The following is a 21,690-nucleotide window of genomic DNA, read 5'->3' as shown; positions in this document are numbered from 1 at the left end:
TTTAATATATTGAAATTTTATTTCAATTTCTTTTTAACTGCTACTTCATGGTAAGATTCAATAACATCTCTTTCTTCAATGTCGTTATAACCTTTTACTTGGATTCCACAATCGTATCCTTTAGCCACTTCTCTTACATCATCTTTAAATCGTTTCAACGCTAACAGTTCACCTGTAAACACAACTACACCTTCTCTGATGATTCTCATTTTGGCGTTTTTAACAATTTTACCATCCATAACCATACTTCCAGCAATAGAACCAACTTTAGAAATCTTGAATATCTCTCTAATTTCAGCAGTTCCCAGAATTTCTTCTTTCATTTCTGGCGCAAGCATTCCTTCCATTGCATCTTTCAAATCATCGATAGCTGCATAAATAATAGAATAGTAACGGATATCAATTTCTTCTTTGTCTGCCAATTGTCTTGCATTTCCAGCAGGACGAACATTAAATCCGATAATGATTGCATCAGAAGCAGAAGCCAACATAACATCAGTCTCTGTAATTGCCCCAACACCTTTATGGATAATATTGATTTGAATTTCTTCAGTAGATAATTTAGAGAATGAATCTGATAATGCCTCCACAGAACCATCCACATCTCCTTTAAGAATAATATTCAATTCTTTAAATTGACCCAATGCAATTCTACGTCCAATTTCATCTAACGTAATATGACGTTGTGTACGTACGGATTGTTCACGCATTAATTGAGAACGTTTTGATGCGATTTGTTTCGCTTCTTTTTCGTCTTCAAAAATATTGAATTTATCCCCCGCAGTTGCTGCTCCATCAAGACCAAGAACTGAAACCGGAGTCGAAGGACCCGCAACAGTTACTATGTTCCCTCTTTCATCATGCATGGCTTTTATCTTACCATGATGCTTCCCTGCTAACATATAATCACCAACTCGTAACGTTCCGTGCTGTACTAATATGGTAGAAACATATCCTTTTCCTTTATCAAGGAATGCCTCAACCACTGTACCTTGAGCCGCTTTATTTGGATTTGATTTTAAATCTAAAAGTTCCGCCTCTAACAATACTTTTTCTAATAATTCTTTGACACCTGTTCCTACTTTTGCAGAAATATCGTGTGATTGAATTTTTCCACCCCAGTCTTCAACAAGTAAATTCATACTTGCTAATCTTTCTTTTACTTTTTCAGGATTAGCATTTGGCTTATCAATTTTATTGATAGCAAATATGATAGGAACGCCAGCTGCCTGAGCATGACTAATTGCTTCTTTGGTTTGCGGCATGATGTCATCATCAGCTGCAATTACAATAATAGCAATATCTGTAACTTGAGCACCACGCGCACGCATCGCAGTAAACGCTTCGTGACCTGGTGTATCCAAAAATGCTATTTTTTGTCCGTTATCCAATGTTACTCCATAGGCACCAATATGTTGTGTAATTCCTCCAGACTCACCTGCGATTACGTTTTCTTTACGAATATAATCCAGTAAAGATGTTTTACCGTGATCGACGTGACCCATTACAGTAACGATAGGTGCTCTAAAGACTAAATCTTCTTCTTTATCAGCAACTACTTGAATCGCTTCTTCGATATCAACAGTGATAAACTCAACTTCGTAGCCAAATTCATCAGCTACAATAGTCAATGTTTCTGCATCAAGACGTTGATTCATGGTAACCATGATTCCAAGCGACATACAAGTTCCAATAACTTTGGTAATTGGCACATCCATCATGATTGCAATTTCACCTACTGTAACAAACTCAGTAACCTTAATAGTTTTACTTCCTTCGTCAATAGCTCTTTGCTCATCATCAGATTTCTGACGGTGCGTATCTCTTTTGTCTCTTCTATATTTAGCCGCTTTAGATTTACCTCCTTTTCCTTGTAGTTTTTCTAAAGTCTCTCTAATCTGATTTTTAACTTCCTCCTCTGTAGGCTCCACTTTTGCAACAATTGCAGGTCTGTTTCCTTTTACAAAACCAGGCCTTGCGCTTCTGTTTGCATTGAAACCTCCACCACCTACATTAGGTGTAATCTTGTTAGGATTTGGAGCGCCGGGAACTCCCGGTGTTGCAGGCGGTCTTGGAGCACCTGGTTTAGGAGCAATCCTTTTACGCTTGTTTTTATTTGCATTAGCTGCAGCCGAACCTGGAGCACCCGGTTTATTCGGAGTGATTTTAGGTTCTTCTTTTTTCTTTTTGGGTTTGTTGAATTGAGACAAATCAATTATTTGTCCCGTCAAAGTAGTCCCAGAAAGTTTTTGATATTGCGTTGTGATGGTTTCATCAACTGGCGCTTCATCCACTTTTTCAACTTTTGCAGGTTCCGAAACAACCTCTTTCACAGGTTCTTTCTTCACTTCTTTTATTCCAACAACAGGCTTAACTTCTTTTTTGTCTGAAACAGGTTTTTCTTGCAACGGTTCTTTTGGAGCAGGTGCTTTTTCAATAGCCTCCGCTACAACAGGTTTTTCATCTGTAACTTTTACAACAGGAACTTCAATCTTCTCTACCGCTTTCGGAGTTGGTACTGCAACAGGTTTTTTTGGATTAAGATCAATTTTCCCAACTTGCACAGGTCCACTTATAACAGCTCTCGCTTTTATTACCTCTTGTTGTTTCAATCGTTCTTCTTCCTGCTTACGCTTGTCTTCGATTTCTTTTTCTCGCTCCACACGTAAAGCTTCCTTTTCTTTTCTTTTCTCTTCCCCTACTTCTTTCGAAGCCTCTTTATTCCCTTTGTCACCAGCAAACTGACCGCACAAGACATTGTATACATCATCAGAAATTTTTGTGTTTGGATTTGCTTCAATGGCAATTCCCTTATCTTTTAGATAATCCACAGCTCTTTCTAAAGAAATATTCAATTCCCTTAAAACTTTGTTTATTCTAATAATTCTCTCTTCAGACATAAAACCTTTTTATTATTACCTTTTGTTGTGTTTCTTGACTGAACCCTAACTGCTTATAGGGAAAATAAAATCAAGATTTATTTTTTAAAAGAATTCAAGATTAACTCTCGAATTCTTCTTTCAATATTCTCATTACTTCCTGAATTGTTTCCTCTTCAAGATCTGTTCTTCTTACTAAATCTTCCACATCTTGTTTCAAAATACTTTTTGCAGTATCTAAACCAATTTTTGCAAATTCTTCAATAACCCAGCTTTCAATTTCATCTGAAAACTCTGTTAATTCAACATCATCATCATCAGTGGCCGCACCAGCAACATCACCTTCTCTGATAACATCTAATTCATATCCAGTTAACAAACCAGCTAACTTTATGTTATGCCCACCTCTACCAATTGCTTTAGAAACTTCTTCCAGTTTTAAGAACACTTCTGCTCTTTTTGTTTCTTCATTAATTTTGATAGAAGAAACTTTAGCCGGACTTAACGCTCTCGTTATAAACAATTGAATATTACTGGTATAATTGATAACATCAATATTTTCATTTCCTAATTCACGAACGATACCGTGAATACGAGAACCTTTCATACCTACACATGCTCCTACTGGATCAATTCTGTCATCATAAGAATCTACGGCTACTTTTGCTTTTTCACCTGGAATTCTTACCACCTTTTTAACCATAATTAATCCGTCAAAAACCTCAGGAATTTCCTGTTCAAATAATTTTTCTAAAAACTTCTCAGAAGTTCTAGACATAATAATTTGAGGCTTATTCCCTTTCAATTCAACACTTTCAATTATACCACGAACATTATCTCCTTTGCGGAAAAAATCTGAAGGTATTTGTTTTTCTTTTGGCAAAATGATTTCGTTTCCTTCATCATCAACCAAAATTACAACTCTTGGACGTACATGATGCACTTCCGCTGTATAAATATCTCCAATTAAATCTTTAAATTGCTTGTAAAGATTCGTATTATCGTGTTCGTGAATTTTTGAAATTAAGTTTTGGCGCAAAGCTAAAATAGCTCTTCTTCCCAAATCAATTAATTTTACCTCTTCAGAAACTTCTTCGCCAATTTCAAAATCCGCTTCAATTTTTCTTGCTTCAGTCAAAGTAATCTCTTCGTTTTCAAAATCTAGATCCTCGTCAGCAACGATTACTCTTCTTCTCCAAATTTCCATATCTCCTTTATCAGGATTTATAATAATATCGAAATTATCATCTGAACCGTATTTTTTCTTCAATGCATTTCTAAATACATCTTCCAAAATTGCCATAAGCGTTACACGATCAATAAGTTTATCATCTTTAAACTCTGAGAATGAATCGATTAATGCTAAATTTTCCATGCGAATTCTTTAATTAAAATGTTACTGTAACAATTGCTTCTTTTATATCTGCGTAAGGTAATTTAAGTTCTTTTTGAACCGTTTCTTTCCCTTTTCCTAACTTTTTCGGTTCTCTCGCTTTCCACGACAAAATTACAAAATCATCATTAGCTTCTACTAATTCTGCCTCAATAATTTCTGACCCAGTCTTAACAATCAATGTTCTACCAATATTCTTCTTGTACTGACGTACAAATTTCAGAGCCGAACCAACTCCTACCGAAGCTACTTCTAAAGAAAAATCTTGTTCTTCCCTATCAATATTACTCTCTATTGCACGACTAAGGTCTATACAATCTTGCAAAACTACTCCATTATCGCCATCTATGGTCACAATTACCTTAAAAGCATCTGTAATAATTAAGTCAACTAGAAAAACCGAAGGCTTCTCTAAAAGGGCTTCCGCCAGCACTGTATTTACTTTTTCTTTAAATGTCATATTTTTTATAAAAAGAGGGGACACTTAGTCCCCTCATTATCTAGATTTTAATAAATAACGGTGCAAATATAGTGTTTTTTTTTATAAAAATAAATAATCAATTGCTGTTAAAATATTTCTTATCTTTATTAAGTCATAAAATAATAGTTTTTTTCCGATAATTTAAACATTTTACTTATGAAACGAATTTTAGTACCAACTGATTTTTCCAAACACGCAGAAGATGCTTTAAAGCTAGCAGCCCAAATCGCAAAAAAAACCAAATGTGAAATTTTCTTATTGCACATGTTGGAATTACCTGGTCAAATGAGCGATGCAATTTCAGGCGGTAGTGGTATCCCCGAAGTTATGCTGTTTATCAAAAAAGCAAACGAAACGCTACAAAAAATCAAGGAAAGCACATTATTGGACGGGATTTCGGTAACTGAAACGGTTCAATTTGAAAGAGCTTCACACGGTATATTATCATTCAGCAAAAAAAACAAAATCGATTTGATTATCATGGGCTCCCATGGATCTTCAGGAGTTGAAGAAATACTCATTGGCTCCAATACCGAAAAAGTGGTACGCCTTTCTGAGATTCCTGTTTTAGTCATTAAAAAAGATCCCGGAAAATTTGAAGCTAAGAATTTCGTCTTTGCCTCTGACTTCTCTCAGGAAATAAAAAAACCTTTTAAAAAAATGATTGAATTTACCAAGAATTTTGATGCAAATCTATTTTTAGTAATGATATGCACCCCTAATAGCTTCAAAACTACTATTGCCGCAGAAAAAATCATGAATGATTTTACCAAAGATTTTGACATAAAAAACTACTCTATGCACATTTTCAACGATGCAAATATTGAAAAAGGAATACTCAATTTTGCTAATTCTATGAATGCTGATTTAGTCGGGCTCTGCACACATGGAAGAACTGGATTGGCGCACTTTTTCAACGGCAGCATTAGTGAAGATTTAGTAAATCATACTGTCAAACCCGTAATCACCTTCAAAATTTAGTTTTTTTTCAAAAAAAAGAAAAACCTAAAATACCTATACAATAAAAAAGCCTCTCAAAAAATGAGAGGCTTTTGTTGGTCTACAAGGACAATTCTCCTAACACCTCATCAAATCACAAACGACCCCTAAAGCCCCTGTAAATAAAGGCTTTTTAAAATTTAGTTTTTTACAACACCTCAAAAAACATTGTAAAACATCAACTAATAGTATACTTTTACTACGTGATTTACTACGTGATAAAATTAGAACTATGAAACAAGCTACCCATTATTTTAATTTAGAAGCCAAAAAAACCAAATCTGGAGAGCAACTGATTTTATTTAATTTGTCTTATGGCTTTAAAACTTATAATTCAAAATCAAATAATTTTAAATATGAGCCTTTAAGAATTTCAACCAAATGGAACATCAATAAGGAATACTGGATTGACAAACCAACATATAGAGCAAATCAATCCTTTGTTAGAAAATATGGCAAAGACCTAAATAACGTACTGGATAAAATTGAAAGAATATCCTACGAGCAACTTTCATTTTTCAGAAACACCTTTGAGAAAGACCCTACCAATGAAGAATTAAAAAAATTAGTTTTTGAAAAACTAGGTAGGATACCAAAAATTGGCGGTGACGTGACCATTACCGATTACATAGAAGCACAAGTAAATGAAAGAACAACTGTAAATATAACATCAACCAAAAGATGGTCTGTAGCTACAGGAAAACAATACACAAACTTAAAGAATCACATCAAAAATTATGAAACTAAAAAAGACGTGGTTTTAACTTTTGGAGAACTAACAGGCGACATTTTCATGGATTTTTTTAAAGTAATAAACGAAATAAATAAAAAAGAAACAGGGGAATTCTACGCTCATAACACAATATCAAAAGAAAACAAACACTTTAGGGCAATCTTAAATTGTGCAGTTGAGGATGAAATCGAGATTGGTTTTAACCACAAGAAACAAGAATATTTAATACGGAAACGTAATATCGAAAATGAACTGTTCTTAACTCAAACACAATTATCAACTATCATAAAAACCGATGTAAGCCATTCCAGAGAATTCACACACGCCAAAAACTACCTCATACTTTCATCATTTACAGGGTTAAGAATTGGCGACATGACTTGCTTACACGAACTCGAACCCGAAGTACAGACCCACAATTTAAAACAATACCATTGCTTTACAACTCGAATTAGAAAATCACAGGAAAACAAAGACGAACTAATAACCACAATACCACTACTTAAACCTGTTAAGGATTTACTCAAATTAAACAATAACAAGTTTCCAAAATTCCCATCACAAACTAACATAAGAAAAGACATAACAAAACTCCTTAAGCATTTAAAATTTGAGAATATTATTGAAATTAAAAAATATTATTACACTATTGACAACGTTGTTATCTCAAAAGAAAAACTTTGTGATATATTTAGCCCGCACGACTGTCGTAGCACTTTTATATCGAATCTAAAAGACTTAGGGATTCACGATGAAGAAATTGAACCGATAACGCACCCTAAACACAAGTACACTTCAATCATACAAGTGTATGACAAAACAACAATGTTGAGTAAAGCAGTCAACTTGATAACGATGCTAAACTCTAAAAAATCACCCCTTTTCAAATATTAATAAAATATCCTACATTAGTAAAATAAATCTGACTACCCTAATAATGACAATTCAACAATATCTAGCCAAAATAAACACCTTATACATTACAGGAAACGCACGTGAACATTCCTATCGTGGTGACTTACAAAACCTCATCATGGCAATTTTACCAAACATCTTGGTGACGAATGAACCCGCAAGGGTGGCTTGCGGTGCACCCGATTATGTACTGACCCGTAAAGACGTTCCTGTTGGCTATATTGAAGCAAAAGATATTGGAGTAGACTTAGGAAGCAAAACCCTAAAAGAGCAGTTTGACCGCTATAAATCGGGTCTGTCAAATTTGGTATTTACCGATTATATGGATTTTCACTTTTATAAGGATGGTGAACTAACCACGAAAATTGCAATAGCTAAGTTGGAAAATGGTACGATTGTACCTCAACCAGAAAACTTTGACCAGTTCACACAACTAATAAAGAATTTTGCCGAAACCATTTCGCAAACTATCAAGTCACCAACTAAGTTGGCTCAAATGATGGCGGGAAAAGCAAAGTTAATGGCAGACGTTATTGAGAAATCATTAAATTATGACGACCAAGAAGGAAAACGCTCCACCATCAAATCACAAATGTTGTCCTTTCAACAAATGTTGATTCACGACATTGACAACAAATCATTTGCTGACATCTATTCTCAAACCATCGCTTATGGTATGTTTGCGGCCCGCTACCATGACCCAACTTTACCGACATTCTCTCGCATGGAAGCCGCAGAGTTAATCCCTAAAAGCAACCCGTTTTTGCGTAAGTTATTTCAAGATATAGCGGGGTTTGATTTAGATACAAGGCTAACTTGGATAGTTGATGAGTTGGTCAACATTTTCCTAGCTTCGGATGTGGCACTCATTATGAAAAACTTTGGTAAAAGTACCAAACAGGAAGACCCTGTGGTTCACTTTTACGAAACATTTTTGGGTGAATATAATCCCGCTTTGCGAAAAGCACGTGGTGTTTGGTACACACCGCAACCAGTCGTTAATTTTATAGTTCGAGCGGTTGATGACATTCTAAAAACTGAATTCGATTTGCCACAAGGTTTGGCCGACACCAGTAAAATAAAAATTAAGAAAAAAGCAATAACCCAAACGGCTTCCAAAAAAAATGCTGTAATAAAAGAAGTTGAGGTAGAACACGAAGTACACAAAGTTCAGATATTGGACCCAGCCACAGGAACGGGAACATTTCTCGCTGAGGTGGTGAAACATATCCATAAAAAATTTGAAGGCCAACAAGGTATTTGGAGCAAGTATGTAACCAAAGACCTAATCCCTAGATTGAATGGTTTTGAACTATTAATGGCGAGTTATGCAATGGCCCACCTCAAAATGGATATGCTGTTAACCGAAACAGGATATAAACCCACAGACGACCAACGTTTCCGTATTTTCTTAACTAACTCACTTGAAGAAGCCCATCCCGACACTAACACCCTTTTTAGTTCGTGGCTCTCTGATGAAGCCGACCAAGCCAATGCTATAAAACGTGATGCACCCGTAATGGTTGTTATGGGTAATCCACCATATAGTGGCGAAAGTTCCAACAAAGGGGAATGGATTATGAAACTGATGGAAGATTACAAGAAAGAACCAGGTGGAAAAGAAAAGTTAAAAGAGCGAAATCCAAAATGGATAAATGATGATTATGTAAAGTTTATGCGTTTTGGTCAACATTTTATTGATAAAAATGGTGAAGGAATTTTGGCATTTATCAACCCACATGGCTTTTTAGATAATCCAACTTTTAGAGGTATGCGTTGGAATTTACTTAAAACTTACGACAAAATATACACAATCGATTTGCACGGAAACAGTAAGAAAAAAGAAACTGCTTTGGATGGTACGACAGACCAAAACGTGTTTGATATTATGCAAGGTGTTTCTATTAATTTATTTGTAAAAACTGGGAAAAAGAAGAAAGAAAATTTAGGTAAAATTTTTCATTATGATTTGTTTGGAAAACGAGATTATAAATATGACTTTCTTTCTGAAAATTCAATTAAATCTATCCCTTATAAAGAACTACCGAATGTTGCTCCCAATTACTTTTTTGTTAGTAAAGATTTGGATTTAACAGAAGAATATAACCAAGGGTTTTCTATAAATGAATTATTCCCTGTAAATAATGTTGGGATTGTTACCGCTAAAGATGCGGTATTAATAAATGAAACTAATAAAAATTTAATTACAAATGTTGAAAATCATTATGAAATAGAAGTTAATAGAAATCTTATAGAAAAAATTTCATACCGTCCTTTTGATAATAAGTACATTTATTATGACACTAAAATTGTTGAAAGAACAAGAGAAAAAGTAATGCAACATTTTATTAAAAGAGAAAATTTGGGTTTGATTATCGGCAGACAAGGACAAGTCGTTGGTTCAATGCCTTGGAATTTATCTTTTATTACAAATTCAATAACTGACTTTAATATGTATTACAGAGGTGGTGGAATGTTATTCCCATTATACCTCTACCCAGAATCAAACATACAACAAACATTAGAAGGCAACAATACCAGAGTACCAAATATTAACCCAACAATGATAAAACAAATCGCTGATGGTTTGGGCATGACGTTCACCAACGAAAAGCAAACAGAAAGTAATGTTTGTTTTGCTAATAGCGATGAGGTCCGTCCAGAGTTTAGACAGAGTTTCGCTCCAATTGATTTGCTAGATTATATTTATGCGGTTTTACATTCTCCATCATATCGTGAGAAATACAAAGAATTTTTAAAGATAGAATTCCCACGCGTTCCAGCTCCGCTGGATCGTGTGGAATTCATGCAATTGGTTAAATTAGGTGGTGAGTTACGCCAAATTCATTTACTGGAAAGTCCTACTGTCGAAAAATACATTACCAAATATCCAGAAGACGGTGACAACATTGTGACCAAACCAATTTATAAAAATGGTAACGTTTATATTAACGATGACCAACATTTTGCGAACGTTCCAGAAGTAGCTTGGAACTTCTACATCGGTGGCTATCAACCCGCTCAAAAATGGCTAAAAGACCGTAAGGGTCGTGAACTAAATTATGATGATATATTACATTATCAGAAAATGGTGGTGGCACTTAACGAAACGGATAGGATTATGAAGGAAATAGATAAAATCAAAATATAAAACTTAAAACAAATAAAATGAGCGATAAAGACAAAAAACCTATTCCACCCAGAACAACCACTAATGAGACTTCTTATGAAATTAGAGGTACTAGCGAAATACCAAAATTCAAAACAGTCATAATAAACGACAACCCAAAGCCAAAAGAAAAGAAATAGGTAATCCTATGAATAAATAAATTGCAATCACTAAACGATTATTTCTTTTAGCGTTAACCGTATGATTGCAGTTTATTTTATTTTGGTATATTTCACAGACATGTAAAACCAAGTTTAAATATTGTTCATTTTTTTTCTGTTTGCCAACAAAATTTTCAGTCAAAATATATTTTGGTTCCTCTCCCTTTGTACCAATCTTAAATACCATAATGTTTCTGACCAAAAACCAAAGTTGTACTAGCAAAAAAGAAATCATCACAACCAGAGTTGTTATAAAATAATCTACACCAACCAATTTCCAACTCGAAACAGAAATGTAACTTAATATTAGAGTAATTAACGAAATACATAATGTTAAAAGTTTCTCGTTTTTATCACTAATATTTTTAGCTGTCTCAACCGTTTCATCTAAACGTTTCTCCGCTAAGCCAAGATATAATTCTGCTGTCTCTAAAGAAATTTTATTCCATCTAATAATATCGGTACGCCATTCTTCATTCATAATTAATTTTTTATAAATATAGCAACTTAATATTTTACTTTATCTGTTCATTTTAGGGCATGCTTCGAAATGGTACATTATTTTTAGCTAAATACCTGGTTTTTAGGTGTATAATTTTGCCATCCTAAATATATACACTATATTTGTTCAAGGATAAAAAATATAAGCCATGTCAAAAGTAAAATATATCAGAGTATCGAGCGAGGAACAAAATACTGGTCGTCAAGAAGTAAACGCTAAAGAATTTTCAAAAATTTATATTGATAAAGTTTCTGGGTCGATTAAGTTCATCGATAGAAAAGAAGCATCGAAACTTTTGGCCGACATCGAAACTGGCGTAGTATCTGAAATTCACATTTCATCAATCGACCGCTTGGGCCGTTCTATAATCGACATATTAACGATGGTCGAATTTTTCAATCAAAAATCAATCAAACTATTTGTAGAAAACATCGGGATGTTTTCATTAATCGATAACAAGCCAAATCCGAGCTTTAAAATGATTATAAGTGTTCTTGGTAACGTAGCCGAAATGGAACGCTCAAACATGCTAGAACGCCAACGCCAAGGAATCGAATTAGCCAAGGCCAAAGGTTCTTATAGTGGTCGCCTATATGGTTCAAAAATAAGCGATGCAGATTTCCTAACAAAATATAAAGCGGTTGCAAAAGAGCTTAAAAATGGAGAATCTCTAAGACGTGCTTCAAAAATTGGTGGTTGCAGTCTTGGGACAGCACAAAAAATTCAAAGGTTACTAACTAGTATAAATTAAAATGGATCGTGCTACGCACGACCCATTCCAATTTAATAAAACACTTACGAACACCATCATTGCTTATGGCGATTCTAATACTTAAAACACTATTTTAAAAAAAACATTCAATAATAAAAGCGGGCTACGCTACGTACAAAACGGATGTTTTTTTGTTTGAAAATTTTTGGGTAAAATTTTTCGAACCTCATGATACCCTATTTATCAATTACATTAAATGCCTATACTGTTATAGGTAACTAGTAATTAAATATATTACTTACCAGGACGGAGAGACGGAAGGGTCATCGTAATTGTTCTATTTTTTTTCTAATTGTTTCGATTTCCTTCCGCAATTGTAATTTTTGTAATTGCTTTTGCATCTCTTTTTTTCGCTCTGGGTCAGATTCTACATTTATTTCCATTTGGACAATCTGTATTTTATCTTGTATAGTATTCATGCTTACCAAGTGGTTAACGCTAAATATTTTTCTGGTAAATATCTGTTTTTATAAATCTCACCATTTTTATAATGTCCACTACAATTCAGATACCACACTTCTTCTAAAACTTCATTGGTCCATTGTATTTTTACGTATACCCCGCATAATATTTTCCATTCAGAACCATTACCCCTCAAAAATTCATACATCTTTTTTGTTAGCTTTGGGTTTACCGCTCTGTACCTTTCATAATCGTAAGGTTGCACATAGTGTTTGTAGTCTTCAATGTTAAATTCTTCTTTTTTCATAACTATTAATTTTTTAATGTTTTTATTGGATTTCCGTCCTTCGTCATATAATGTATCCAAATCTCCAAATCAAATATTGGGCTCTGGTGATAGCTAACATTTGTAAAGCCCAATTTAATAAACTGGAGAAGCTTCTTTTTGTTACTACACTTTATGTAACAATGTAAATGATTTCGATTATTTGCTTTTTTTTGCTCAACCACGTAATTTATTTCAAGCTTACTATTATTCATTTGCTCATACACAAACTTCATAATCTCATCTATATCGCTCTCCGAATAGTTACTACAAGGGTCTACACTTAGAGCATAGTAATTATCCCTTCTTATTCTTTGAGGCTTAAAACTACTTAACAACAAGTTATGTACTCTCCAGTGCCCTGTTGCGGCACACATATGCAATTGCGTAATACTTACGGTGCCATTTAAAGCCTTAATTATTCTTCTAACATTTCTTGCCGATTGCAAGGTTAATTCACTAATATCTTTAACAGATAGATACTCTTTTTCATTCATATTCTTAACTTGTTTATACTACTAATCTCTTAGGAACTGTACTTGAGTCCTTGATAGATTACTTATTTTATAATAAATATCACGGCTTTAGGAAAAAGTCCTCTGGCCGTAAAATTTATTGTTACTATTAAAATCAATCAGATTCCAATAGTCAAAAAAAAAAAAAAAAAAAATGGGTATAGGCACGAACATAACCAACAATGTATTATGGTTATAGTTTGCCAGACAGATAAAAGATTACATTACTCTCATTATCTTTTTACTTGAAGCCGACTTATTGAAGCCAAAACGTTTTTTAGTTGATAACGTTTTCTGTTACTGATTCGAAAATCAATATTAATGCTTCCTTCGGCTTCCATCTTTAATAATGTGTTTTCGCAAATAGATAACATTGCCATCACATCCCTAGATGTAAGAATTTCTTTATTCATTTAAAAGAAAAGGTATTTTTTTAGAGTTTTTTTTATTTGCCAAAAGGCGACCTCAACAATCTTAGTACTCGATTTAAACCCTATAAAATCGCTAACATATCTGATTAGTACAAAAATACTCCACAAATATTGAAGTTTCAACTAAATATTAATTAGTGGGAAATAAAAAATTACTACGTGATTTACTACGCACCAAAAAAGAAAACCCCGTAAACGTTAATGTTTACGGGGTTTTTTAAAAATACTTGTTGGTCTACAAGGACTCGAACCTTGAACGACTGCACCAAAAACAGTTGTGTTACCATTACACCATAGACCAATTCCAGTGCTGTTAAGCGAGTGCAAATTTAATACAAATTTTAAGCTACACAAATTTTTTAATGCGTTTTTTTCAAAAAATTTTCATTCTCTTCAACTCCAATCGAATATTATTTTAAAAACAACTAAAAACCAATCGGTTACCAAACTTCATTTTTTTTTTGAAAATTTTGTTAATGCTCGCATCATTCGACAAAAAAACATTTTCTTTGTAACTCAAAAAATTTAACTAAAATTTTAGTCTAAAATATGGTAACATTCAATTTCAATAAATGGAATACGATTATAGGTTGGTTTACATTTGTAATAGCATTAGTAACTTATACACTTACTGTTGAGCCTACCATGAGTTTTTGGGATTGTGGAGAATATATTGCAACTGCCGCCAAACTAGAGGTAGGACATCCACCGGGAGCTCCTTTATTCCAAATGATTGGAGCCTTTTTCGCCATGTTTGCAACGGATGATAAACATATTGCATTAATGGTCAACATGATGTCCGTTTTTTCAAGTGCCTTTACCATCTTATTTATGTATTGGTCTTCCACAATGGTTTTGAAAAAGCTAATTGCTAGATTTTCTGAAATAAACAAAGACAATGCGATAGTTATTCTTGGAAGTTCATTTGTAGGAGCGTTAGCCTATACATTCTCCGATAGTTTTTGGTTTAACGCAGTAGAAGCCGAAGTTTATGCTATGGCTTCTTTATTTATTTCCTTACTTTTTTGGTTGGGATTGCGTTGGGAACAGGACATGGATACGCCAAGAGGAAATAAATGGTTACTAATCATTTCTCTAGTTGTTGGACTTTCGTTTGGAGTTCACTTTATGGCTTTATTAACTATACCTGCTATAGGTTTTCTTTATTTTTTTAAACATTATAAAGAAGTTACTGTCAAAAATTTTATAATTGCCAATATTGTCGTTATTGCCATCTTATTATTTATCTTCAAGTTATTGCTCCCGTTGACTATGGCTTTCTTTGCAAAGACAGAAGTTTTCATGGTGAATGAATTAGGAATGCCATTTAATTCCGGAAGTATTTTTGTGGCACTACTTTTTATCGCTTTCTTTTACTTTGGTTTAAAATATACCAAGCAAAAAGGTTTGATCTTTTACAACACTATTATTCTTTGTATTTTGTTTATTTTAATTGGGTTCTCCACTTGGATGATGTTACCAATCAGAGCAAATGCCAATACCGTAATTAACGAAAATAAACCATCGGATGCAGCAGAAGTTCTGGCGTATTACAACAGAGAACAATATGGTGTAAATCCATTGTTTTACGGGCCTCAATACACGGAAACCTTTACTGGCCTTGACAAAGAACATCCTTACTTAGACAAAGCACCTAACTACGAAAGAGATTTAAAAACCGGTAAATACATTATTACAAATAATTTTAAAAATGCCGAGCAAAATAGTGACGACCACCAAAAAACTATTTTACCTCGAATGTGGAGTACCGAGCATGTAGCGAATTACATGAATTTCACCAGTCCTCCTGTATTCAAAATTAATCCGGACTATCCTTATGAGGATGATTTATCAAAATATGGTATTGATCCAAGCAAATTAACTGAAGAGGAATACAATAAGGCCATTGCACAGTTAAAAAATGAAGTTGAAAAAACGGTAAATGAATTCAGACAAGCGTATGCCCAAAAACAAATTGACAATGACGGTTATGTTTCTTTTCTAAAAAGTTACGGAGATTATTTAATTATTGAAAAACCAACAACTGTTGATAATTTAAGCTTCATGTTCGAATATCAATTTGGGTATATGTATTGGAGATATTTGATGTGGAATTTTGTTGGACGTCAAAGTGATGTGCAAGGAAAATACGATAATTTAGACGGAAATTGGATCAGTGGAATTAAATTTATTGATAACTTACATGTAGGTTCGCAAGATAATTTACCATCAGATGTACTAAATAATAAAGGTCGAAATGTATATTTCTTTTTACCATTTATACTTGGGCTAATAGGTTTGATGTATCATGCCAATAAAGATTTAAAGAGCTTTTATGTTTTACTTGCACTGTTCCTATTTACTGGAATTGCGTTAAAAATATATTTGAACGAAAGACCTTTCGAACCTCGTGAAAGAGATTATGCCTTAGTCGGATCGTTCTATGTATTTGCCATATGGATAGGATTTGGCGTCTATGCGCTCTACGAAAGTGCCCAGAAATACTTAGCACCTAAAATTGCTGGTCCCTTACTTATTGCAGCGAGTTTATTAGCAGCTCCCGTCTTGATGGCCTCTCAAAACTGGGATGACCACGACCGTTCAGGCAAATATACTGCTGTAGCAATGGCAAAAGCCTATTTAAAGTCTTGCGATAAGGATGCCATATTATTTACTATTGGCGATAATGATACCTTCCCTTTATGGTATGCCCAAGAAATAGAAAAGATAAGAACGGACGTAAAAATCGTAAACACGAGTCTTTTCATGACGGATTGGTATATTGATCAAATGAAAACTAAAACGTATGAATCCGATCCCTTACCTATTTCCTTTACGCACGACCAATATGTGGGCGACAAACTGGACTATGTAGCTCATATCCCAAAAGTGGAAAGCAGATGGGAGATAAAGGATTTTATCGAGTTTATTAAAAATCCGAAATCTACTGTTGAAATGCAGAATGGACAGACAATCCATTTTTATCCAACAAATAAAATTAGAATTCCTGTCGATAAAAATATGATTATCCAGAACAAAGTTGTTTCAGCAAAATACAATGATTCTATCGTTCCTTACATAGATATTGACATAAAAGGAAATGCATTGTATAAAAACAGGTTAATGATGCTTGATATTGTTGCTAATAATAATTGGAAAAGACCTATCTATTTCAGCGGTGGAGCATTTGACAACGAAGATTACATATGGATGAAAGAATATCTTCAGCTAGACGGAATGGTTTATAAATTAGTTCCTATTAGAACGAAACTAAAAAAAGACGATGGACAAATGGACATGGGTCAAATTGACTCGGATAAAATGTACGCCAATGTTATGAAATGGGATTGGGGAAATAGTGACAGCCCCACCATATATCATGATCCTGAAACTAGAAGAAACAGTATCACTTATAGAATGAATCTTGCCCGATTGATGGATCAGTTAATTGCCGAAGGAAAGAAAGACAAAGCTAAAAACATCATCAATTTAGCCATGACCAAAATGCCATTGGATAAATTTGGATATTATTCACTAGTTGAACCATTTCCGAAAGGATATTATGCTATTGGCGAAAAAGCAAAAGCGCAACAACTTCTCGAAAAATTAATATCGAAATACAAAGAAAATCTTAATTACTACGGCAACTTGAGCGCATCCGAGCAAACAAGTATTGCAATTGACATTATAACTGATATCGAACGCTATAGAGGTTTGCTACAAGTAATGAAAGAAAGTGGAGACACCGCATTTTACAATCAGAACAGAACCTCTTTCAATACCTATATTAAAATGTTCGAACGTTTTGGTCGTGAGAAAGAGTAAATTCAAGTAAATACCATAATTATAAATTATAGCGATATTGAAAAATGTCGCTATTTTTTTTTACTTTTAAAATAAAAAAGATGAACTTTCTTTGGGTAAAAACGAATTGGATTATAAAGAAATTGTTTTCAAGCTATGTTTGGAATATACCCAATACTGCAAATAAAATATACCTAACGTTTGACGATGGGCCCATACCTGAAATTACCGAATGGGTTTTAGAAGAATTAAAAAAACACAAGGTTAAAGCAACTTTTTTCTGTATTGGAGATAATATCGAGAAACATCCCGAAATATTCAAAAAAGTAATTGGTGAAGGGCATACTATTGGAAATCACACTTTCAATCATTTGAATGGTTGGAAAACAATAACCGAATCGTACATCGAAAATTTCCAACGATGCGAGGACACTATTCGAAAATTTGCAATCAACGATCTGATTTGTAAAATATTTCGTCCACCATATGGCAAGATAAAAAGATCACAAGCAAAAACGATACAACAATTAGGTTATAAAATAATAATGTGGGATGTTCTAAGTGTAGATTTTGATTCCGCTTTATCTCGCGAAAAATGCTTAGAAAATGTACTTTCCAATGTAAGATCTGGAAGTATAATTGTTTTTCATGACAGCATAAAAGCCTTCAAGAACCTTGAATATGTACTACCCAAAACCTTAGTATACTTAAAAGAAAATAATTTTGTCTGTGAAGTTATAAAATAGCCGTAACAAAGAACTACAACTGCTCTTGAACAAGATTAATGATCGTATTGGCATCTAACTCCCCAGATTGTCTCCAGATCATTAAGCCTTCTTTATAAATCATCAACGTAGGAAGTCCTTTTATACGTAAAGCTTCGGCTAATTCCTGATTTTTATCCACATCAATTTTTATGACCTTTGCTTTATCGCCAAGAGCGGCCGCAACATCTCTGATTACAGGGTGCATCGAAACTGATGATTCATTCCAATCCGTATAAAAGTCAATCAACACAGGTATTTGTGCGTTTATAAGTTCTCCAAATTTTGACATAAAACCAAAAATTTAATTTTCTAAATTTACTAAAAAGAGATAATTATTATACAAATGTAACAATTTTAACGAATTAAGCTATCGCCTTACCCTTTTTTAGTTCAATTACGGTAATTTCAGGCATAATTCCTACTCTTCCAGGATACGCATGAAAGCCAAACCCTCTATTTACATAAACATATCTTCCTACATTCTCATACAAACCGGCCCATTGCGTATAAACGTATTGCGCCAGACTCCATTTGAAATAACCTGGAATTTCTATTCCAAATTGCATTCCGTGTGTATGTCCGGATAAGGTAAGATGGAAGTTCTTATCGTGATTTTTGATTTCATAATCCCAATGGCTTGGATCGTGACTCATTAAAATTTTAAAATCCTCTTTATTTAATTGCTCAGAAGCTTTATTAATATCACCCGCTTTTTTAAAATTTTGTCCCCAATTCTCGACTCCAACTAATGCAATTTTATCGGATCCTTTTTCAATAAAAGCATGTTCATTCAACATTAATTTGAAACCAATTTGTCCGTAAAGATTTTTTATGTCTTGAAAATTTTTCTCTTTGGCTGCCTCTGAAGGCCACGTCACATATTCGCCATAATCATGATTCCCTAAAACCGAATATTTACCATACTCATGTTTTTTGATTCGGTTAAAAGTTTCTATCCAAGGATGCATTTCCTTCGCATCTGTGTTGACAATATCACCGGTAAACAAAATCATATCCGAATTCTGTTCGTTAACTAAATCTATAGCATAATTTATCTTCTCGGGATTGTCAAAACTTCCGCTGTGAACATCTGATATTTGAGTAATGGTAAAACCATCAAAAGCATCCGGCAGATCCGGAAAAAATATACGCTGTTTAATGACCTTATAATTATATTTACCTACCGTCACTCCATAAATTAAAGACAAAAAAGGAACTGCCGCCAGCCCTAATCCTACCTGACTCACAAATTTTCTTCTTGAAGCAAAAAAAGTTGCCTTATCATTATTCTCGATAAAATAGTTGATTGAACCCGCTCCCACTCTAAAAATATCTTCCCCAAGTAACACAAGAGCCAAAACCATTTTAGGCACATATACTAGAAGCACCAAACCCATAGTAAACATGGTTTGCTTCGTCTGACCGACTGAACGGTCAAATTGCATGAACGAATAAATAATAAATATAAAAAGCAGAAAACTAATAATTTGATAAGAGACCAAAACCCATTTCAATTTTATTAAAGTTCGTAATGCCTGAAATGCATAAAGCTCAATAACGAGGAGGACAATACATAATAAAAGTATTCGAAGAATCATTTCTATAAAATTTTAGACAAAATAACAAATTAAGAAAACACTTTGCGTTTTTATTAATCTAAATTTAACTAAAATTACGCCAAATCAATATAAAACGACTTTTTTTATAAAAAAAGCTGATAAATTACTTTATCAGCTTTCCTTAAATTAAAACTATTGTTTTTCTAACTATTTACTTTTTCAGTTTACGTTAGTGGAACAAAAGTTTTAATTATTTTTTTGCTTTTGTAGCTTCCATTTTAGCCGGTTCCGCTTTAGTAATTTTAGCTGCTTTCTCTGCTTTTTTTGCTGCTCTAACTTCTTTCGCAGGAGTTGTTTTTGCAGGCGCCGTTTGAGCATTTACCATAACTGTTGTTCCTAAAACCATTGCAACTAACATCAATACTTTTTTCATGATTGTGATTTTTTTATTACTAATTTGTTTTTATTTATAGATCAAATGTAGTGTCACTAAATGAAGATTGAATGAAGATTTAGTAGTGCAAAAAACTTTAACTATTTATTAAGTTTTTCCTTATTTCCGAATCGCAACAGGAATGTTGTTCCTTCGTTTGGCTCTGAAGTAACTTCTATAATTATATGGTGAAAAAGTGCAATACTTTCAGCAATGGCAAGCCCTAAACCGTGTCCATCCTCAGTAGAATTAATCCTTGTAAAACGATTAAATATTTGCTCAATCTGACTCTCAGTCATTCCAATTCCAGTATCCGAAATAGATAAGAAATAATTAGAATGAGAAAACCCATCTACAACAGTAATAATTCCATTGTTTGTATTGTATTTAGTAGCGTTTACCATTAAATTATAGAGAAGAATATGAATTAGCGTTTTATTCCCAATGAACTCATAGTTATGATGGATATCGATATTTACAATTATTCCTTTTTCATCAATACGATCTTGCAAATCCTCATGCAAATCGTTAACTATTTCTTGCAAATTTACAACCTCATTAGACTCGTACTGATGGTTCTCTATTCTTGAGATGAGTAATAAATTATTAATTACTTTCTTCAGCATGTCAAGTGTTTTCAAAGAGCCCGCGATTTTATCAACTGCGTTATCATCTAATGAATCATTTTGTAGGAGGTTTTCAAATTTATTTTTAAGCAAAGCTATTGGTGTCAAAAGCTCGTGAGAAACATTGGCAATGAACTGTTTTTCTTTTTTAAAAAGGTCACTGATTCTATTCATCATTTGGTTTAAAACCACATCTAACTCTTGAAAATCTGCAGAATGCGAATTGATAGGAGTATGATCAAAAGTATCGGGTTCATTTACACGACGAATTTTTGTGTCAATAATTTTATAAAATGGTTTCAAGAGATATTCTATGTAGAATGTATCTATCAAAAATGTAACAATCATCGTAATCATTAGTACAATTAAAACAAAAAGCTTAATGATAAAAGTCAGTTCCTCGATTTCACTTAAACTACTCCCTATTTCAAGTTGATATCGCATTTTGCCGTAAAGAAATTGATATTGCAAAATCCTATAATCATCTTTCTCTCCCTCAATAATTCTGGACTCATTAATAAAAACCGTCTTATCTAGTTCAGAATTTTTAGGCAATCTGGATAATTGCAGAAATTCACTGTGTAATGTGGAAAAACTAGCATACGTTTCAGTAGTATCTTTTCTAATGATAAAATCGTTAATTTCTTCCTTATCTAAATGTTCAATAAATTTTTGCTTTTTTTCCACTAAACTTTTATTGATGTGCTTGTAAACTACTCGTTCTACTAAAACAGGAAGCATTAACCATAAGATCAGAATTACTAATGATCGGGTTATAGCATTGAATATAGTTAACTGGTGTTTAATTTTCACTCCTAAATAAT

General features: G+C 33.4%; 16 protein-coding genes and 1 tRNA gene. 6 read left to right on the top strand and 11 right to left on the bottom strand.

What is annotated here, in order from left to right; translation table 11 throughout:
• Positions 1 to 17: 17 nt before the first annotated feature.
• The 3 genes from infB to rimP form a co-directional block, all read right to left on the bottom strand.
• The gene (infB, locus tag ACFX5F_RS01435; protein ID WP_379849203.1) at positions 18 to 2,900 is read right to left on the bottom strand and encodes a translation initiation factor IF-2; all 2,883 of its coding nucleotides are present in this window, start codon (positions 2,898 to 2,900) and stop codon (positions 18 to 20) included.
• Between the two features lie 100 nt (positions 2,901 to 3,000).
• Complete coding sequence (nusA, locus tag ACFX5F_RS01430) at positions 3,001 to 4,254, bottom strand: transcription termination factor NusA (RefSeq protein WP_073204480.1); 1,254 nt, start codon at positions 4,252 to 4,254, stop codon at positions 3,001 to 3,003.
• 13 nt (positions 4,255 to 4,267) lie between these two features.
• Complete coding sequence (rimP, locus tag ACFX5F_RS01425) at positions 4,268 to 4,732, bottom strand: ribosome assembly cofactor RimP (RefSeq protein WP_379849201.1); 465 nt, start codon at positions 4,730 to 4,732, stop codon at positions 4,268 to 4,270.
• A gap of 177 nt (positions 4,733 to 4,909) precedes the next feature.
• Here rimP and ACFX5F_RS01420 point away from each other — a divergent pair, with 177 nt between their 5' ends.
• The 3 genes from ACFX5F_RS01420 to ACFX5F_RS01410 all read left to right on the top strand — a co-directional run bounded on the left by ACFX5F_RS01420 (position 4,910) and on the right by ACFX5F_RS01410 (position 10,551).
• Positions 4,910 to 5,734: a universal stress protein gene (locus tag ACFX5F_RS01420; protein WP_379849199.1), complete on the top strand. Its 825-nt coding sequence runs from the start codon at positions 4,910 to 4,912 to the stop codon at positions 5,732 to 5,734.
• A 250-nt stretch (positions 5,735 to 5,984) separates the two neighbouring features.
• On the top strand, positions 5,985 to 7,379 hold the full coding sequence (locus ACFX5F_RS01415; RefSeq protein ID WP_379849197.1) for a phage integrase SAM-like domain-containing protein: 1,395 nt from the start codon (positions 5,985 to 5,987) through the stop codon (positions 7,377 to 7,379).
• Between the two features lie 43 nt (positions 7,380 to 7,422).
• On the top strand, positions 7,423 to 10,551 hold the full coding sequence (locus ACFX5F_RS01410) for a type ISP restriction/modification enzyme (RefSeq protein WP_379849195.1): 3,129 nt from the start codon (positions 7,423 to 7,425) through the stop codon (positions 10,549 to 10,551).
• A gap of 117 nt (positions 10,552 to 10,668) precedes the next feature.
• On the opposite strand, the gene ACFX5F_RS01405 is transcribed toward ACFX5F_RS01410, so the two are convergent.
• Positions 10,669 to 11,211, bottom strand: a complete 543-nt coding sequence (locus ACFX5F_RS01405; RefSeq protein ID WP_282728224.1) for a hypothetical protein — start codon at positions 11,209 to 11,211, stop codon at positions 10,669 to 10,671.
• Positions 11,212 to 11,380: 169 nt separating this feature from the next.
• On the opposite strand from ACFX5F_RS01405, the gene ACFX5F_RS01400 reads away from it, so the two are divergent.
• Positions 11,381 to 11,983, top strand: coding sequence for a recombinase family protein (locus ACFX5F_RS01400; RefSeq protein ID WP_379849193.1), 603 nt, complete (start codon positions 11,381 to 11,383; stop codon positions 11,981 to 11,983).
• Positions 11,984 to 12,425: 442 nt separating this feature from the next.
• On the opposite strand, the gene ACFX5F_RS01395 is transcribed toward ACFX5F_RS01400, so the two are convergent.
• From ACFX5F_RS01395 to ACFX5F_RS01385, 3 genes are all read right to left on the bottom strand, one after another.
• Positions 12,426 to 12,713: a hypothetical protein gene (locus ACFX5F_RS01395; RefSeq protein WP_379849191.1), complete on the bottom strand. Its 288-nt coding sequence runs from the start codon at positions 12,711 to 12,713 to the stop codon at positions 12,426 to 12,428.
• 5 nt (positions 12,714 to 12,718) lie between these two features.
• Positions 12,719 to 13,228 (bottom strand): hypothetical protein, encoded by a 510-nt coding sequence (locus ACFX5F_RS01390; protein WP_379849189.1) that lies wholly within the window; start codon positions 13,226 to 13,228, stop codon positions 12,719 to 12,721.
• Positions 13,229 to 13,907: 679 nt separating this feature from the next.
• Positions 13,908 to 13,978, bottom strand: a tRNA-Gln gene (locus ACFX5F_RS01385).
• 248 nt (positions 13,979 to 14,226) lie between these two features.
• Here ACFX5F_RS01385 and ACFX5F_RS01380 point away from each other — a divergent pair.
• Together ACFX5F_RS01380 and ACFX5F_RS01375 are read left to right on the top strand one after the other, a co-directional pair.
• On the top strand, positions 14,227 to 17,502 hold the full coding sequence (locus tag ACFX5F_RS01380; RefSeq protein WP_379849187.1) for a glycosyltransferase family 117 protein: 3,276 nt from the start codon (positions 14,227 to 14,229) through the stop codon (positions 17,500 to 17,502).
• Between the two features lie 80 nt (positions 17,503 to 17,582).
• Complete coding sequence (locus ACFX5F_RS01375; RefSeq protein ID WP_379849185.1) at positions 17,583 to 18,227, top strand: polysaccharide deacetylase family protein; 645 nt, start codon at positions 17,583 to 17,585, stop codon at positions 18,225 to 18,227.
• A 13-nt stretch (positions 18,228 to 18,240) separates the two neighbouring features.
• On the opposite strand, the gene ACFX5F_RS01370 is transcribed toward ACFX5F_RS01375, so the two are convergent.
• The 4 genes from ACFX5F_RS01370 to ACFX5F_RS01355 all read right to left on the bottom strand — a co-directional run bounded on the left by ACFX5F_RS01370 (position 18,241) and on the right by ACFX5F_RS01355 (position 21,679).
• Positions 18,241 to 18,537, bottom strand: a complete 297-nt coding sequence (locus tag ACFX5F_RS01370) for a thioredoxin family protein (protein ID WP_073204514.1) — start codon at positions 18,535 to 18,537, stop codon at positions 18,241 to 18,243.
• Positions 18,538 to 18,610: 73 nt separating this feature from the next.
• On the bottom strand, positions 18,611 to 19,846 hold the full coding sequence (locus tag ACFX5F_RS01365; RefSeq protein ID WP_379849183.1) for a metallophosphoesterase: 1,236 nt from the start codon (positions 19,844 to 19,846) through the stop codon (positions 18,611 to 18,613).
• A gap of 211 nt (positions 19,847 to 20,057) precedes the next feature.
• Complete coding sequence (locus ACFX5F_RS01360) at positions 20,058 to 20,240, bottom strand: hypothetical protein (RefSeq protein WP_379849181.1); 183 nt, start codon at positions 20,238 to 20,240, stop codon at positions 20,058 to 20,060.
• Between the two features lie 101 nt (positions 20,241 to 20,341).
• Positions 20,342 to 21,679 (bottom strand): sensor histidine kinase, encoded by a 1,338-nt coding sequence (locus ACFX5F_RS01355; RefSeq protein ID WP_379849179.1) that lies wholly within the window; start codon positions 21,677 to 21,679, stop codon positions 20,342 to 20,344.
• Between the last annotated feature and the right edge of the window lie 11 nt (positions 21,680 to 21,690).

Source organism: Flavobacterium zhoui (genome assembly GCF_042787235.1).
GTDB lineage: Bacteria > Bacteroidota > Bacteroidia > Flavobacteriales > Flavobacteriaceae > Flavobacterium > Flavobacterium zhoui.
Note: the sequence above shows the minus strand (reverse complement) of the source record. Positions and strands in the feature narration are given on the sequence as shown.

Excerpts from the sequence above, each read along its gene's own strand:
- ACFX5F_RS01395 (WP_379849191.1), bottom strand. The coding sequence starts at position 12,713 with ATGAAAAAAGAAGAATTTAACATTGAAGACTACAAACACTATGTGCAA.
- ACFX5F_RS01365 (WP_379849183.1), bottom strand. The coding sequence starts at position 19,846 with ATGATTCTTCGAATACTTTTATTATGTATTGTCCTCCTCGTTATTGAG.
- ACFX5F_RS01370 (WP_073204514.1), bottom strand. The coding sequence starts at position 18,537 with ATGTCAAAATTTGGAGAACTTATAAACGCACAAATACCTGTGTTGATT.
- ACFX5F_RS01405 (WP_282728224.1), bottom strand. The coding sequence starts at position 11,211 with ATGAATGAAGAATGGCGTACCGATATTATTAGATGGAATAAAATTTCT.
- ACFX5F_RS01410 (WP_379849195.1), top strand. The coding sequence starts at position 7,423 with ATGACAATTCAACAATATCTAGCCAAAATAAACACCTTATACATTACA.
- ACFX5F_RS01360 (WP_379849181.1), bottom strand. The coding sequence starts at position 20,240 with ATGAAAAAAGTATTGATGTTAGTTGCAATGGTTTTAGGAACAACAGTT.
- infB (WP_379849203.1), bottom strand. The coding sequence starts at position 2,900 with ATGTCTGAAGAGAGAATTATTAGAATAAACAAAGTTTTAAGGGAATTG.
- rimP (WP_379849201.1), bottom strand. The coding sequence starts at position 4,732 with ATGACATTTAAAGAAAAAGTAAATACAGTGCTGGCGGAAGCCCTTTTA.
- nusA (WP_073204480.1), bottom strand. The coding sequence starts at position 4,254 with ATGGAAAATTTAGCATTAATCGATTCATTCTCAGAGTTTAAAGATGAT.
- ACFX5F_RS01400 (WP_379849193.1), top strand. The coding sequence starts at position 11,381 with ATGTCAAAAGTAAAATATATCAGAGTATCGAGCGAGGAACAAAATACT.
- ACFX5F_RS01380 (WP_379849187.1), top strand. The coding sequence starts at position 14,227 with ATGGTAACATTCAATTTCAATAAATGGAATACGATTATAGGTTGGTTT.
- ACFX5F_RS01375 (WP_379849185.1), top strand. The coding sequence starts at position 17,583 with ATGAACTTTCTTTGGGTAAAAACGAATTGGATTATAAAGAAATTGTTT.
- ACFX5F_RS01420 (WP_379849199.1), top strand. The coding sequence starts at position 4,910 with ATGAAACGAATTTTAGTACCAACTGATTTTTCCAAACACGCAGAAGAT.
- ACFX5F_RS01390 (WP_379849189.1), bottom strand. The coding sequence starts at position 13,228 with ATGAATGAAAAAGAGTATCTATCTGTTAAAGATATTAGTGAATTAACC.
- ACFX5F_RS01415 (WP_379849197.1), top strand. The coding sequence starts at position 5,985 with ATGAAACAAGCTACCCATTATTTTAATTTAGAAGCCAAAAAAACCAAA.